The 15,362-nt window shown below is 71.7% G+C and carries 12 protein-coding genes; 10 read left to right on the top strand and 2 right to left on the bottom strand.

Going from position 1 to position 15,362, the window contains the following annotated elements; genetic code table 11:
- Window positions 1-62 precede the first annotated feature (62 nt).
- Window positions 63-1,082: a TAXI family TRAP transporter solute-binding subunit gene (locus O7600_RS11380; RefSeq protein ID WP_281593567.1), complete on the bottom strand. Its 1,020-nt coding sequence runs from the start codon at window positions 1,080-1,082 to the stop codon at window positions 63-65.
- Entirely contained in the window at window positions 1,079-3,214 is a 2,136-nt protein-coding gene (locus O7600_RS11375; RefSeq protein WP_281593566.1) for a TRAP transporter fused permease subunit, read from the bottom strand. Before O7600_RS11375 ends, O7600_RS11380 begins: the two co-directional genes overlap by 4 nt.
- Window positions 3,215-3,565: 351 nt before the next feature.
- Here O7600_RS11375 and O7600_RS11370 point away from each other — a divergent pair, with 351 nt between their 5' ends.
- The 10 genes from O7600_RS11370 to O7600_RS11325 all read left to right on the top strand — a co-directional run bounded on the left by O7600_RS11370 (window position 3,566) and on the right by O7600_RS11325 (window position 15,099).
- Window positions 3,566-4,498 (top strand): ABC transporter ATP-binding protein, encoded by a 933-nt coding sequence (locus O7600_RS11370; protein ID WP_281593565.1) that lies wholly within the window; start codon window positions 3,566-3,568, stop codon window positions 4,496-4,498.
- A 234-nt stretch (window positions 4,499-4,732) separates the two neighbouring features.
- On the top strand, window positions 4,733-5,779 hold the full coding sequence (locus tag O7600_RS11365; protein ID WP_281588100.1) for an IS30 family transposase: 1,047 nt from the start codon (window positions 4,733-4,735) through the stop codon (window positions 5,777-5,779).
- 163 nt (window positions 5,780-5,942) lie between these two features.
- Window positions 5,943-6,740, top strand: a complete 798-nt coding sequence (locus O7600_RS11360) for an ABC transporter permease (RefSeq protein ID WP_281593564.1) — start codon at window positions 5,943-5,945, stop codon at window positions 6,738-6,740.
- 11 nt (window positions 6,741-6,751) lie between these two features.
- Complete coding sequence (locus O7600_RS11355) at window positions 6,752-7,558, top strand: ABC transporter permease (protein ID WP_281593563.1); 807 nt, start codon at window positions 6,752-6,754, stop codon at window positions 7,556-7,558.
- 63 nt (window positions 7,559-7,621) lie between these two features.
- Entirely contained in the window at window positions 7,622-8,638 is a 1,017-nt protein-coding gene (locus O7600_RS11350; RefSeq protein WP_281593562.1) for a YihY/virulence factor BrkB family protein, read from the top strand.
- Between the two features lie 203 nt (window positions 8,639-8,841).
- The gene (locus O7600_RS11345; RefSeq protein ID WP_281593561.1) at window positions 8,842-10,020 is read left to right on the top strand and encodes an ROK family protein; all 1,179 of its coding nucleotides are present in this window, start codon (window positions 8,842-8,844) and stop codon (window positions 10,018-10,020) included.
- 44 nt (window positions 10,021-10,064) lie between these two features.
- Window positions 10,065-11,651, top strand: coding sequence for a sugar ABC transporter ATP-binding protein (locus O7600_RS11340; protein WP_281594127.1), 1,587 nt, complete (start codon window positions 10,065-10,067; stop codon window positions 11,649-11,651).
- Window positions 11,648-12,736 carry an ABC transporter permease gene (locus O7600_RS11335; RefSeq protein WP_281593560.1) on the top strand — a complete coding sequence of 363 codons (1,089 nt, stop codon included), beginning with the start codon at window positions 11,648-11,650 and terminating at the stop codon, window positions 12,734-12,736. The genes O7600_RS11340 and O7600_RS11335 overlap by 4 nt, the downstream gene beginning before the upstream one ends.
- Window positions 12,737-12,826: 90 nt before the next feature.
- Entirely contained in the window at window positions 12,827-13,879 is a 1,053-nt protein-coding gene (locus tag O7600_RS11330; RefSeq protein WP_281593559.1) for a substrate-binding domain-containing protein, read from the top strand.
- 20 nt (window positions 13,880-13,899) lie between these two features.
- On the top strand, window positions 13,900-15,099 hold the full coding sequence (locus tag O7600_RS11325) for a Gfo/Idh/MocA family oxidoreductase (protein ID WP_281593558.1): 1,200 nt from the start codon (window positions 13,900-13,902) through the stop codon (window positions 15,097-15,099).
- Window positions 15,100-15,362 lie beyond the last annotated feature (263 nt).

The raw sequence follows: 15,362 nt of genomic DNA, 5'->3' as shown, positions 1-15,362 counted from the left end.
GGGGTCTCCCGGTCGATGTCGGTGGGCCGGGCCCGGACCCGGTCTGGGCCCGGCCGGTCGGGTCAGCTCGCGCCGAGGTCGGTGAGCGCCCGTTCCGCGCCCCGGTGCAGCGGCACCGGGTCGGTCTTGCGGGCGTTGCCCAGCTCGATGCCCTTGGCGGCCGGGTTGGCCTGGGCGAGGACGTCCTTGCGGTCGAAGACGGTCCGGGTGATCGCGCAGGCCACGTCCGCGTCGAGGTTGTCCCGCACGAGCAGCACGTTGGGCACGACGATGGTGGGCACGTCGGCCGGCGTCTTGTAGATGTCCTTGCCGATGGTGCCGGCCTGGTAGGCCGGGTTCAGCCCGGACATCGTCGGCAGCAGCGGGCTGATGTCGACGAACCTCACCTTGTCGCCGGCGGTGGTGAACAGGTCGGTGAGCCCGCCGGTCGGGATGCCGCCGGACCAGAAGAACCCGTCGATGCTGCCGTCCTTCATGCCGTCAACGGTCTTCGTCAGGTCGAGCCGCTGCGCCTGGACGTCCTTGGCCGGGTCCAGCCCGGCGGCGGTGAGCAGGCGGTTGGCGATGACCTCGGTGCCGGACTTGGGCGAGCCGGTGGAGATCTTCTTGCCCTTCATGTCCGCGACCGAGGTGATGCCCGCGTCGGCGCGCACGACCACCTGGGTGTAGTTGTCATAGATCCGGGACAGCGCCTTGACCGGCTGCGGCGAGCTGAAGCTGCCCTTGCCCTGCACCGCGTTGACCGCGGTGTCGAACAGGGAGAACGCCACGTCGTACTGGCCGGCGACGAGCTGCTCGACGTTCTGCACCGAGGCGCCCGTCTCGGCGGCCGTCCCGGTGAGCTTGCCGTCGGTCGTCTTGCTCAGCTCACCGGCGAGCGCGTTGCCGACCACGTAGTAGACCCCGGTGGCGTTGCCGGTGGCGATGCCGACCCGGGTGTCCTTGGTGACCTTGCAGGTGACGTCGCGGGCGGCGTCGTCCGTCGCCGCGCCGTCCTGTCGGCCCCCGCAGCCGGCGGCGCCGGCGGCGACCAGGGCCAACGCCCCGACGCCCGCCGCTATTCGCGTGTCGATCCGTCTCATCCTCTGTCCTCCCCATGGTCCACGGACTTCAAGGCCGACGGGCGGCCGGCGCCACGTCGGACGTACACGCCCGCGACGGTCAGCGCGGCGAGCGCCGCACCGACCGCCATGGGCAGCGGTTCCAGCCAGAGCAGCACCAGCCCGGCGACCGCGCCGAGCAGCCGTTCCGGCGTCCCGGCCGGGCCGACGCCGGGCAGCCACCCGCCGGCCGCCACGGCCAGCACGGCGACGCCGAGCGCGGAGACCGCGCCGGCCAGCACGATCCGCCCCACCCCGCCGATGCCGAGCAGGCCGAGGCCGGTCGGGGTGATCACGAAGGCGAGCGGGATGAGGTACGCCGGCAGCGCGTACCGCAGGGTCTGCCACATGGTCGGCACCAGCCGGCCGCCGGTGACCGCGGCGGCGGCGACCGCGGCCAGCGCGGTCGGTGGCGACACCTCGGACAGCACCGCGAAGTAGAAGACGAACATGGCGGCGGCGGGGGCGGCGACGCCCAGGTGCAGCAACGCCGGACCGATGATCACCCAGCCGATCACGAAGGAGGCGGTGACCGGCACGGCGAGGCCGAGCAGGCTGAGCGCGACCGCGGCGAGCACGGCGGTGAGCGCCAGCACCACGGCCGGCTCCGAGCTGACCGACTGCGCGCCGGAGACCAGCAGCGCGGCCGCCTGCGGGCCGAGACCGGTCTTCGTGGTGGTGGCGGTGATGATGCCCGCCGCGGCGCACACCGCGCTCACCGCGAGCACCCCGCGGACGCCGTCACGCAGCGCCGCGACCAGCCGGGCCGGGGTGAGCCGGTGCCGACGGTCCAGGAAGGACAGCACGGCGGCGAGCGCGGTGGCGATCACCACGGCCCGCATCGCCGAGGCGCCCAGCGCCAGCACCACCACGATCACGAGCAGGGAGAGGAAGTGGTAGCCGAAGCGGGCCAGCAGCCGCCAGGCCGAGCCGGTGTCGATGACCACCGGCCGCACGCCGGAGCGCCGGGCGTCGATCTCGACCGAGAGCAGGATGCCCAGGTAGTAGAGGACGGTCGGCACGGTGGCCCAGCCGAGCACCTGGAGGTAGGACACGCCCAGGTACTCGGCGATGATGAAGGCCGCCGCGCCGAGCGTCGGCGGCGACAGGATCGCGCCGACCCCGGCCGCGGCGAGCATGCCGCCGGCCCGCTCGGCGGGGTAGCCGGCGCGGCGCAGGATCGGCCAGGTCACCGCTCCGATGCTGACCGTGGTGGCGGCGCCGGAGCCGGAGACGGTGCCGAGCAGGAAGCCGGAGGCGACGGCGGTCCGCCCCGCGGCGGTGCGGGAGCGGCGGAACGCGGCGGCGGAGAGCTCCACGAAGAACCGACCCGCCCCGGAGAGGTCGAGCACCGCGCCGTAGATGGTGAACAGCACGATGTACGACGCGGCCACGTCGAGCGGGGTGCCGTAGAAGCCGCTGTCGGAGTTGTAGAACGCGTCGACCAGCTGCCCGAAGTCCAGCCCCGCGTGGGCCACCGGCCAGGACTGGGGGAGCAGCCCGCCGTAGTAGCCGTAGCCGAGGAACATCACGCACACCGCGGGCAGGATCCATCCCGTGGTGCGGCGGCACGCCTCCAGCAGCAGAAGCAGCAGCCCGGTGCCGAACGCCACGTCGAGCGGGTCGAGCAGACCCTGCCGGTCGAGGAACGCGTCGTAACCGCCGCCGGCCGCGCCGAGCGTCACCGGCAGCACCGGGTAGAGGCAGACCAGCAGCGCGGCGAGCGCGAGGGCCCAGTCGACCGCCGTCGGCCCGGGCCGCCCGGTCGCCGTCCGCCGGGGTGGAACCCCCGACGGGTACGCCAGGAAAACCATCGGGAGTACGCCGGCGAGAAAGATGATGAGGTAGTACTTGCTCCCCTGGGGCAGCGGGAAGAACACCTGCCATAGCGTCAGCAGCGCGACCGCGACGGTGACCGCGGTGAAGAGCCGGCCGACCGGCCCGGAGAGCGTCCGCCCCGGTTTCTCCTCCTCGAACCGCGCGGCCAGTCCGCGGGTGTCCGGGTGGTCCGGGTCCCGGATGTGGTGGTGCGTCTCGCCCGGCCCGTCGTCGGCCCACGCCGGGTCGCCCACCCCGCCGTCGTCGGGCGGGAGCGGCACCGCGACGGAGTCCACTTCGGACCCCGCAGGCCCGCCGGTGGGCGTGCGGGGTGACGGGGGAGTGGAGTCGGAGGGGCGAACGGGTGGCACGAGGGGGCACGATACGCGAATGGCGTACATGATGGGAACATTGCCGATCGTGATTGCATGGAGTGACGGAATGAGCCTTTGCTCACTCACCGCACACCCTTTTCGAAGCGATTTCACAATTGTTCCGCCATAAAGACGAACCGGCCTTCGGGGGTCGCTCCACTATGGTGAGTTAGGCCCGCTTCCAACGATGAAATGAGTCCATCACGGAGCGTAGTGGCGGTCACGCAACGTGCGGGCACGCGGGTTGTCGGACCGGGCGGTTAGGGTCGGCCGGTGACCATCGGGCAACCACTCATCCAGGCGCGGGGGCTGGTGAAGCGGTTCGGCGACTTCACCGCCGTCGACGGCATCGACGTCGAGGTCCGTCGCGGCGAGGCGTTCGGCTTCCTCGGTCCCAACGGCGCGGGCAAGTCCTCCACCATGCGCATGATCGGTTGCATCTCCCCGCCGTCCGGAGGCGAGTTACGCATCCTCGGGCTCGACCCGGTGCGCGACGGCCCGGCCATCCGGGCCCGGCTCGGGGTCTGCCCGCAGCTCGACAGCCTCGACCCCGAGCTGACCGTCCGGGAGAACCTCACCACCTACGCGCGCTACTTCGGCATTCCGCGCCGGGTGGCCCGCGAGCGCGCCGCCGAGCTGCTCGACTTCGTCCAGCTCGCCGAGCGGGCCGAGAGTCGGGTCGACCCGCTGTCCGGCGGCATGAAGCGACGGCTGACGATCGCCCGCGCGCTGGTCAACGACCCGGAGATCGTGCTGCTCGACGAGCCCACCACCGGCCTCGACCCGCAGGCCCGGCACCTGGTCTGGGAGCGGCTGTTCCGGCTCAAGCAGCAGGGCGTGACGTTGGTCCTCACCACCCACTACATGGACGAGGCGGAGCAGCTCTGCGACCGCCTGGTGGTGATGGACGGCGGCCGGATCGTCGCCGAGGGGTCACCCCGCGCCCTGATCGAGCGGCACGCCACCCGCGAGGTGGTCGAGCTGCGCTTCGCGGGCGACTCGCAGGAGGCGTTCGCCGGCAAGCTCGACGGGCTGGGCGAGCGCGTCGAGGTGCTGCCCGACCGCATCCTGCTCTATGTCTCCGACGGCGACGCCGCGGTGGCCGAGGTGTCCGCGCGCGGCCTGGACCCGGCCGGCGTGCTGGTGCGGCGCGGCAGCCTGGAGGACGTCTTCCTCCACCTCACCGGCCGCACCCTGATCGACTGACGCCCGAGCCGTTCGTCCGGCGGGGCCGGCTGTCCCAAGGACCGGCATGCCTCGTGATTCCGTTGAACCTGACGAAGGCCAGCACCGGTGGTTGGTGCCGGCCGCGGATGCACCATCTGCGCCACCTTTCCCCCAAACCCGGCGAAGACGAGGCGCCACACGCCCGCCTACCGAGATCTTGGAAGGAAACGGCCCCCAGAGGCGGGTTCAACCGGTGGTTGCAACACCCTTCGGATGATCTTCGTTGGGGTGGTTGTGGCGTCGAGGTTGAGCCCGCTGGAGCGGGAGCAGATTGGGTTGGGTCGGGCGGCTGGTGAGTCGTTGCGGTCGATCGCGCGTCGGTTGGGGCGGGCGGTGTCGACTGTCTCGCGGGAGGTGGGCCGGTTCGAGCGTTACGGGCAGCGGTATCAGCCGTCGATGGCGCAGTGGGCGTCGTTTCTGCGGCATAACCGCGCCAAGCGTGTGCCGCGGCTAGCTGTTGACGGGCTGTTGCGTCAGACGGTGCTGGATATGCTGCGTCGACGTCGTTCGCCGCAGCAGATCGCCGCTCGGCTGCGGCTGGAGTACCCGCTGCGGCCGGAGATGCATGTGTCGCACGAGACGATCTATCAGGCGATCTACCTGCAGGCGCGGGGGAATCTGCGTGCCGAGTTGTCCCGTCAGGTGGCCCTGCGGTCTGGGCGGGCGGCGCGTCGGCGCCGGCCGGTGGCCGCGGCGGCGGTTCGCTCCGTGCGGCCGTGGCTCGGGTTGAACATCAGCGCCCGACCCGCTGAGGTCGCCGATCGGGCGGTGCCCGGGCATTGGGAGGGCGACCTGCTCGAGGGAGTACGTCGGGGTGGACGCGGTGGTTCCGCGATCGCGACCCTGGTGGAACGTGCTACCCGGTTCGTGATCCTGGTCGGGCTGCCCGAGGGCAAGGTGTCCGAACACGTCGTGTCTCAGCTGGCTGCGGCGATGACCTGGCTACCGCAGCGGTTGCGGGCCTCGTTGACCTGGGACCAGGGCACAGAGATGGCCCGGCACCGCGACTTCACCATCGCCACCGACTGCCCGGTCTACTTCTGCGACCCACACAGCCCCTGGCAACGCGGCAGCAACGAGAACACCAACGGCTTACTACGCCAGTACTTCCCCAAAGGCCAGTTCGACTTCACCACCATCGACCAAACCGGCCTCAACGCCATCGCCGACGAACTCAACGACCGCCCCCGCATGACCCTGGGCTGGGCCACCCCCGGTGAGAAGATGACCCAGCTACTAGGTGTTGCAACCACCGATTGAGTCCGCCAGAGGGGCCTCGCACTTCCAAGATCTCCCACGGAAGCGGTCACCCGCACGGATGGGCAGCCAGGTCGGGGAGGTGGCGGCGCCGGGAGGACGCTCGACACCGCCACCTGGCGGCTGTCGTACCCGCCCGGTAGGAAGGTCGGCGGGGGTGGTGCGGGTGACGACGGCGACGGGGCGGGCCGGGGCGGGTGTGCCACGGGTGCCGGCGGTGGCGGTGTTCGTGCACTACCTGGTGAACTACCGGCGCACCTGGCGGGCGGGCGTCTTCTCGTCCTTCCTGCTGCCGGTGCTCACGGTGGTCGGTTTCGGCTTCGGCGTCGGGGCCTACGTCGACCAGGGCGTCGACGGGGTGCCCTACCTGCCGTGGCTGGTGCCCGGCCTGATCGCCTCGACCGTTCTCCAGGTCGCCGTCGCCGAGTCGACCTGGCCGGTGCACAGCAACTTCAAGTGGGTCCGCACCTACCACGCCCAGGTCGCCGCGCCCCTGCGCACCGGTGACATCGTGGCCGGTCACCTGGGCTTCGTGTTGTTCCGGGCGGTCACCAGCGCGCTGGCGTTCCTGCTGGTGGCCGCCGTGTTCGGCGCGCTGCGGTCACCCTGGGCGGTGACGGTGGCGCTGATCGTCCCGCTGCTCGGCCTGGCGGTGGCCGCGCCGGTCTTCGCGTTCAGCGCGTGGGTGCCCAGCGACAGCTACCTCGCGTTGCTGTTCCGGTTCGCGGTGATTCCGATGACGCTCTTCTCCGGGGTGTTCTTCCCGGTCGAGTCGATGCCGGCCGGGCTGCGGCCGATCGCCTGGGCCACGCCGCTCTGGCACGGCGTGGACCTGTGCCGGGCCGCCACCCTGGGCGTCGCGCCACAGTGGTCGGTCGCCGGTCACCTGCTCTACCTCGCCGCCTGGGCCGGCGCCGGCTGGTGGCTGGCGCTGCGGGCGTTCCGTCGTCAACTCGTCGTCTAGGAAGGGGTGTCGTGGTCGGTCTCGTCCTGCCCCGGCTGGCCGGCGTCACCGGAGCCCGCCGCTCCGCCGCGATCGCCGAGCGCAATCTCACCGCGCTGCGCAGCGCCTACTGGCTGGTGCTGGTCTCCGGCTTCCTGGAGCCGGTGCTCTACCTGCTGTCGATCGGCATCGGGGTGGGCGCGCTGGTCGGCGACCTGACGCTGCCCGGCGGTGCGGTGGTGTCCTACGCGGCGTTCGTCGCGCCGGCCATGCTCGCCTCGTCGGCGATGAGCGGCGCGCTGTCCGAGACCACCTTCAACTTCTTCGGCAAGATGAAATACATGAAGCTGTACGACGGGGTCATCGCGACCCCGGTGCAGCCGTTCGAGATCGCCCTCGGCGAGCTGGGCTGGGCGATGGCGCGGGGTGGCCTCTACTCGGCCGCGTTCCTGCTGATCATGGTGGCGCTCGACCTGACCACCGCGTCGCGCGCGGTCGTCGCGTTCCCGGCGGCGGTGCTGGTGGGGTTCGCGTTCGGCGCGCTCGGCATGACGGTCGCCACGCTGCTGCGCAGTTGGCAGGATTTCGACCTGATGGGCTCGGCCCAGTTCACCCTCTTCCTCTTCTCCGGCACGTTCGTGCCCGCCGAGGCCTACCCGGCGGCGCTGCGCTGGCTGGTCGAGTTGACCCCGCTCTACCGGTCGGTGCACCTGATCCGTGGTGTGTGCGTGGGGGAGTCCGGCTGGTCCTGGGCGCTCGACGTGGCCTACCTGGTGGCGCTGACCACGGGGATGCTGGCGTTGGCCTCCCGGCGAATGGGCAGGTTGCTCTACAAGTAGCGGGTTATCCGGCCCGGCCGCGGGGCAAGTCGTGCAGGACGACACGACGACGAGGGAGGTGCGATGGCCACCGACGAGTCTCCCGCCCGCGAGGATCGCGAGCGCACCGGGCCGGTGGGGCCGGACGACGGTCCGGACAGCCCGACCGACCTGCCGGGCCCGGGTTGGGTGGCGACGCTCAAGCGGACCGTCCGGGAGTTCCAGGACGACAGCCTGACCGACTGGGCCGCCGCGCTGACCTACTACGGGGTGCTCTCGATCTTCCCGGGCGTGCTGGTGCTGATCTCGGTGCTCGGCCTGCTCGGCGAGCGGGCGACCCAGGGCGTGCAGGACACGGTCAACCAGGTGGTGCCGGAGCAGAACATCCGCGAGATCATCGAGAGCGCCATCAAGCAGGCCGGCGACTCCGGCGGGCTGGCGAGCGTCGCGGCGGTGATCGGTCTGGTCGCCGCGTTCTGGTCGGCCTCCGGCTACGTGGCCGCGTTCATGCGCGCCTCGAACAGCATCTACGACGTGCCGGAGGGGCGGCCGATCTGGAAGACGCTGCCGATCCGCCTCGGCGTGACCGCGGTGATCGGCGTCATGCTGCTGGCCAGCGCCGTGATCGTGGTGTTCACCGGCGGGCTGGCCGAGCAGGCGGGCGACGCGATCGGGCTGGGCTCGACCGCCGTGACGGTGTGGAACATCGTCAAGTGGCCGGTGCTGCTGGTGCTGGTCAGCCTGATGTTCGCGATCCTCTACTGGGCGTCGCCGAACGCCAAGCACGGCGGGTTCCGCTGGGTCAGCCCCGGCGGTGTGCTCGCGGTGGTGCTCTGGCTGGTGGTGTCCGGCCTCTTCGCGCTCTACGTGAGCAACTTCGGCTCGTACAACGAGACGTACGGCGCGGTGGCCGGCGTGATCATCTTTCTGGTCTGGCTCTGGCTGAGCAACATCGCCATCCTGCTCGGCGCGGAGTTCGACGCCGAGCTGGAGCGCAGCCGCGCCATCGCGGCCGGGCACCCAGCCGACGAGGAGCCCTACGTCGAGCTGCGCGACGATCGCAAGCTGCGGAAGAAGCGCAACGCCCCGACCCCTCGCTGACCACCCTCGTGTCGCCCCGCCCGGAGGACCGGGCGGGGCGACGCGTTTTCATGATCCGGAACACGCTTTTGTTCGTATGGACAAAAGTTTCCATCGGTTGTGCCGAAGCTATGGACACGTGACCCGGAAGGCTCCTACTGTGTCGGACACAACACATCGCCGTCGCGTCGATGTGAACGACTCCGATGCGGAGGTGACTGCCGGTGCGGACGGTCGATCCCCTGCACGTGCGGCTCCTGCGGCTGCTCCGGGACGAGGGCGCGGTCTCCCGCGCCGAGCTCGGCGACCGCCTCCAGATGCCCCGCCCGCGCCTGCTCGCCGAGCTGGAACGCCTGGTCGCCCTCGGCTACGTGGCCGAGGCCGGGCTGGCCGCCTCCCGGGGCGGGCGCCGCTCCACCCTGGTCGAGCTGAGCCCGCGCCTGCGCTTCGCCTCGGTCGACCTGGGCGCCAGCTCGATCGACGTCGAGGTGGTCAACGGGCGGCTGGAGCCGGTGACCGCGTACACCGAACCCGCCGACATCCGCTCCGGGCCCAAGGTGACCCTGCACCGGGTCAACGAGCTGCTGCACAAGGCCCGGGTGGACGGCGCGTACGAGCGGCTGGACGCGATCGGCATCGGCGTGCCCGGCCCGGTGAGCTTCCGCGACGGGGTGCCGGTGTCCCCGCCGATCATGCCCGGTTGGGACCGCTTCCCGGTCCGTGAGCTGCTGACCCGTGAGCACGGCTGCCCGGCGGTGGTCGACAACGACGTCAACATCATGGCGATCGGCGAGCGGCACGGCGGTGTCGCCCACTCGGTCGACGACTTCCTCTTCATCAAGATCGGCACCGGCATCGGCTGCGGCATCTACCTGCACGGCGAGGTCTACCGGGGCACCGACGGGTGCGCCGGCGACATCGGCCACATCCAGGTCGACCCGAACGGCCCGATGTGCTCCTGCGGCAACGTCGGCTGCCTCGAAGCGGTGTTCAGCGGCGCGGCGCTGGCCCGGGAGGCGACCGCCGCGGCCCGCGCCGAGGTCTCGCCGGCCCTGGTCGAACGGCTCGCCGCCCGAGGCGTGGTGACCGCGCTCGACGTGGCACAGGGCGCGGTCGAGGGAGACGTCACCTGCATCCAGCTCATCCGCGACGGGGGCCGGCGGGTCGGCAGCGTGCTGGCCGGCCTGGTCAGCTTCACCAACCCGTCGATGATCGTGATCGGTGGCGGGCTGGCCCAGCTCGGCCACATCCTGCTCGCCGAGATCCGCAGCGTGGTCTACCGCCGCTCGCTGCCGCTGGCCACCGGCAACCTGCCGGTCGTCCTCTCCGAGCTGGGCCCGCGCGCCGGCGTCGCCGGCGCGGCCGTGCTCGCCAGCGACGTCGCGTTCGGGGAAGCCGCATGAGCGAACGCACCGAGCGCAGCGAGGGCGTGCCCAGCCAGCCCCGCATGAACATCGAGGAGGTCGAGGTGAGCACGAAGGAGCCGCTGGTCGAGGTGCCCGCCGACGCCGTCGCGGGCGAGGTGGTGCTGCGTCTCACCGACGTGGTCAAGACGTTCCCCGGCGTACGCGCGCTGGACGGCGTGCAGCTGGAGGTGCGCGCCGGCGAGGTGCACTGCCTGCTCGGGCAGAACGGCGCCGGCAAGTCCACCCTGATCAAGGTGCTGGCCGGGGTGCACCGGCCGGACTCCGGCGAGGTGGTGTGGCGGGGCGAGCCGGCGGCGTTCGCCAACCCGCAGGCCGCGATGCGCGCCGGCATCGCCACGATCTACCAGGAACTCGACCTGGTCGACGACCTGTCGGTGGCGGAGAACGCGTTCCTCGGCCACGAGCCGCGCCGGTTCGGCTTCGTCCGGCGTGGGCTGATGGCCCGGCGTACCCGGCAGATCCTGGCCCGGCTCGGCCACCCGGAGATCCCGCCCGGCCGGTTGGTGCGGCACCTGCCGGCGGCCGGCAAGCAGATCGTCAGCATGGCCCGGGCGCTGTCCCACGAGGCCCGACTGATCATCATGGACGAGCCGAGCGCGGTGCTGGCCCACGACGAGGTGGGCAACCTGTTCCGGATCATCCGGGAACTCACCGCACAGGGCATCGCGGTCATCTACATCTCCCACCGAATGGAGGAGATCCGCGAGATCGGCGACCGGGTCACCGTACTCAAGGACGGCCGGACCACGGCGGCGAGCCTGCCGGCCCGCGAGACCCCGACCGGCGACCTGGTCGCGCGGATGACCGGGCGGACCATCGAGTACGTCTTCCCGCAGCGCCCGGCCGCCGACGGCGCCGGCGCGGAGCTGCTCCGGGTGGACGGGCTGACCCGGCACGGCGAGTTCGCCGACGTGTCGCTCGGTGTCCGCGCCGGGGAGATCGTCGGGATCGCCGGGCTGGTCGGCTCGGGCCGCTCGGAGCTGCTGGAGACCATCTTCGGCGCCCGTCGGGCGCAGGCCGGGACGGTCCGGGTCGGCGGCCGGGCGCTGCGCCCCGGCAGCGTGGGCGCGGCGGTGCGGGCCGGCATGGGGATGGCGCCCGAGGAGCGCAAGAGCCAGGCGCTGCTGCTCGGCGAACCGATCTACCGCAACGTCACGCTGGCCACCTTCGGCCGGTACGCCCGTCTCGGCTTCACCGACGCCGCGCGGGAGCGGGCCGAGGCGGACCGGGTCGCCGCATCGCTGGAGCTGCGGCCCCGGGACGTACGGCGACCGGTACGCACCCTCTCCGGCGGCAACCAGCAGAAGGTCGTGGTCGGCCGGTGGCTGCTCGGGGAGACCCGGCTGCTGCTGCTCGACGAGCCGACCCGGGGCGTGGACGTCGGCGCCCGGGCCGAGCTCTACCAGGTCATCCGGGACCTGGCCGCCCGGGGCGTCGGGGTGCTGCTGGTCTCCAGCGAGGTGCCCGAGGTGCTCGGCCTGGCCGACCGGGTGCTGGTCATGCGGGAGGGCCGGGTGGTCCGCGAGGCCCCGGCCGGCGAACTCGACGAGAACACCGTGCTCGACCTCGTCATGGCGGGGTCCCTCATGGAAGGCGCACCGGCATGAGTGACGTCACTGATACCGCGCTGCCCGCGCAGTCGCCGCCGGTGGACCGGGCGGAGACCGCCAAGGCCGACGCGGCGTCCCGCCTGTCCTGGTGGCGTGGCGACGGCGGGGAGGGCGCGAAGCGCAACCTCGGCCTGCTCGCCACCCTGGTGGTGCTTGTCGTCATCGGCATCCTGACCCGCCCCGACCTCTACGGCGACCCGAACTGGGTGTGGGGCAACACGCTCACCATCCTCAAGCTCGCCTCGGTGGTCGGCGTGGTCACCGTCGGCATGACCTTCGTGATCATCGGCGGTGGCATCGACCTGTCGGTCGGCGCGATCGTGGCGCTGGCCGGGGTCTGGTGCACCACGGTGGCGACCCAGAGCTACGGCGCCGGCGGCATGATCTTCAGCGCGCTGACCGTCGGGTTGGCCGTCGGCGTGGTCAACGGGCTGCTCATCTCGTACGGGCGGCTGGTGCCGTTCATCGCCACGCTGGCCATGCTGGTGGCCGCGCGAGGGCTGGCCGCGGAGATCTCCGACAAGCAGACCCAGGTCTCCACCAGCTCGTTCATCAACGGCATCGCCACCACGAAGATCCTCGGCATCCCGCTGCTGGTCTACATCCTGGTCGCGGTGGTCGCGGCCGGCTGGGTGCTGTTGAACCGGACCACGTTCGGCCGCCGCACGGTGGCGGTCGGCGGCAACCCGGAGGCGGCCCGGCTCGCCGGCATCAACGTCCGCCGGCACACAGTGCTCCTCTACGCGCTCTCCGGCCTCTGCTGCGGCATCGCCGCGGTCATGCTGACCGCGCAGGCCACCTCCGCCCAGGCGGCGATGGCGAACCTCTACGAGCTGGACGCGATCGCCGCCGCGATCATCGGCGGCACGCTGCTCAGCGGCGGGCGGGGCACCATCATCGGTTCCCTGCTCGGGGTGATCATCTTCTCCACGATCACGAACCTCTTCGCCATCAACAACCTGTCCGCCGAGGCCCAGAACATGGTCAAGGGCGGCATCATCGTCGCCGCCGTCCTGGTCCAGCAGGTGCAGTTCCGCAGCCTGACCCAGTTCCTCGCCCGCAACCGGGCCACCACCACCTGATCCCACCGCGTACGCCGGCCGCCGTCGACCCGACGGTGGTCCGACCCACCGCACCCGAAAACACCCCACCACCTCATCCAGGAGGTCGTCATGAGAACACCGCGCCACGACCTGTCCCGCCGCCGGCTGCTCTTCGGCGGAGCCGCGGTCTCTGCCGGAGTGCTGCTCGCCGGCTGCACCAGCAACGAGCAGACCCCGACGGAGGCGCAGACGAAGGCCGCCGCGACCGGTGGCAACACCGAGCCGGGCAAGAAGGTGACCATCGGCTTCTCCGCCCCGGCCGCCGACCACGGCTGGATCGCCGCCATCACCAACAACGCCAAGGCGCAGGCCGGGGCGTACTCGGACGTGGAGCTGAAGTCGGTGGAGGCCGGCGCGGACGCGGCGGCCCAGCGGGCCGCGCTGTCCACGCTGATCTCCCAGAAGCCGGACGTGATCGTGCTGCTGCCGCACGACGGCAAGGAGCTCAACGCGTTCGGCCTGGAGGCGATGAAGGCCGGCATACCGGTGGTCAACCTGGACCGGGCCTTCCCCGACGCGCGGGCCTACCGCCTCCAGATCAAGGGCGACAACTACGGCATGGGGGTGGCCGCCGCCACCTACATCGCCGAGCAGCTCAAGGCCAAGGGCGTGAGCAACCCGGTGATCGGCGAGATCCCCGGCATCGAGTCGCTGGAGCTGACCCAGGAACGCTCCAAGGGCTTCGCCGACACGCTCGCCTCCTACGGGCTGAAGGTCGCCAACCGGCGGCCGGCCGAGTTCACCGTGGACTCCGGCCAGCAGGCCGCCACCGGCCTGTTCCAGGCGCTGCCGAAGATCGACGCGGTCTGGAACCACGACGACGACCAGGGCATCGGCGTGCTCGCCGCGGTCAACCAGGCCAACCGCAAGGAGTTCTTCATGGTCGGCGGCGCCGGCTCGAAGAAGGCCATGGAGGACATCACCGCCGACAACACCGTGCTCAAGGCCACCGTCACCTACAGCCCGTCGATGGCCTCCTCGGCCATCTCCCTGGCCCGGTTGATCGGGCAGGGCAAGGGCATGTCCGACCTGGTCGAACTCCAGGTACCGAAGGAGATCGTGCTCTCCTCCGAGACGATCACCAAGGAGAACGCGGGCGACTACCTGAAGCTCGGGTTCTGACACACGGGGGGAGACCCACCTTGTCCACTCACGACAGGATCCTGCGGGTCGGCATGGTCGGCTACGCGTTCATGGGCGCCGCGCACTCACAGGCGTGGCGCACCGTGAACCGGGTGTTCGACCTGCCGGCGCGGGTGCGGATGTCGCTCGTCTGCGGCCGGGACGAACCGAAGGTGGCCGAGGCCGCCGACCGGCTCGGCTGGGACGGCTACACCACTGACTGGCGACGACTCGTCGAGTCCGACGAGATCGACGTGGTCGACATCTGCACGCCGGGGGACAGCCACGGCGAGATCGCGCTGGCCGCGTTGGCCGCGGGCAAGCACGTGCTGTGCGAGAAGCCGCTGGCAAACACCGTCGCCGAGGCCCGGGAGATGACGGCCGCCGCCGAGCGGGCCCGGGAGTCCGGGGTACGCGCCATGTGCGGCTTCAACTACCGGCGGGTGCCCGCGGTCGCCCTGATGCGGCAGCTGGTCGCCGACGGTCGGCTCGGCGAGATCCGGCACGTCCGGGCGGTCTACCTCCAGGACTGGATCGTCGACCCGCAGTTCCCGCTGGTCTGGCGGTTGCAGAAGGACAGGGCGGGCTCCGGTGCGCTCGGCGACATCGGCGCGCACATCATCGACCTGACCCAGTACGTGACCGGCCAGCTCATCACCGGGGTCAGCGCGCTCACCGAGACGTTCGTCCGCCAGCGGCCCCTGGTCGCCGGGTCGAGCGGTCTGGCCGCGCGGGCCGACGGCAACGGCAGCGCGACGGGCGAGGTCACGGTGGACGACGCGGCGGTCTTCGTGGCCCGGCTCGACGGTGGCGCGCTCGCCACCTACGAGGCCACCCGGTTCGCCACCGGCCGCAAGAACGCCCTGCGGGTCGAGATCAACGGCTCGCGCGGCAGCGTCGTGTTCGACCTGGAACGCCTCAACGAGCTGGAGTTCCTGGACGCCACCCGGCCCGCCGCCGAGCAGGGCTTCAGCCGGATCCTGGTGACCGAGGCGGACCACCCGTACCTGTCGGCGTGGTGGCCGCCGGGCCACATCATCGGCTACGAGCACTCCTTCACCCACCAGATGCGGGACTTCGTCGAGGCGGTCGCCACCGGCGTCGACCCGGCGCCGTCGTTCGCCGACGCGTTGCAGGTCCAGCTCGTGCTCGACGCCGTCACCCGCTCGGCCGAGCGGGCCGCGTGGACGGAGGTGACACCCGCCCTGGCCGAGGTGTGACGCCGGGCCCCCGCTCACCCCAGCCGGGAGAGGCGAGGGCCGGCCGGACACCTCCCGCGCGGCGCGGCAGCGCCGCCGACAGCCTTCCGGCGCCGGCCGGCGAGGGCCCGCCGCGGTTGCGCCCCGCGGCGGGGACGAGGCCGGCTCCGGGGAGCGTGCCGCCGGAAGCCTTCCGCGCGGCACGACCAGCACGGCCCTCCGGTGCGGCCGGACCGGGATTCCCCGGCCGCACCGGTGGACCGGCACCGACCTGGGGAGGTAGC

The organism is Micromonospora sp. WMMA1998 (assembly GCF_027497375.1).
In the GTDB taxonomy this organism is placed as follows: domain Bacteria; phylum Actinomycetota; class Actinomycetes; order Mycobacteriales; family Micromonosporaceae; genus Micromonospora; species Micromonospora sediminicola.
This window is presented reverse-complemented; position numbering and strand designations above follow the sequence as displayed.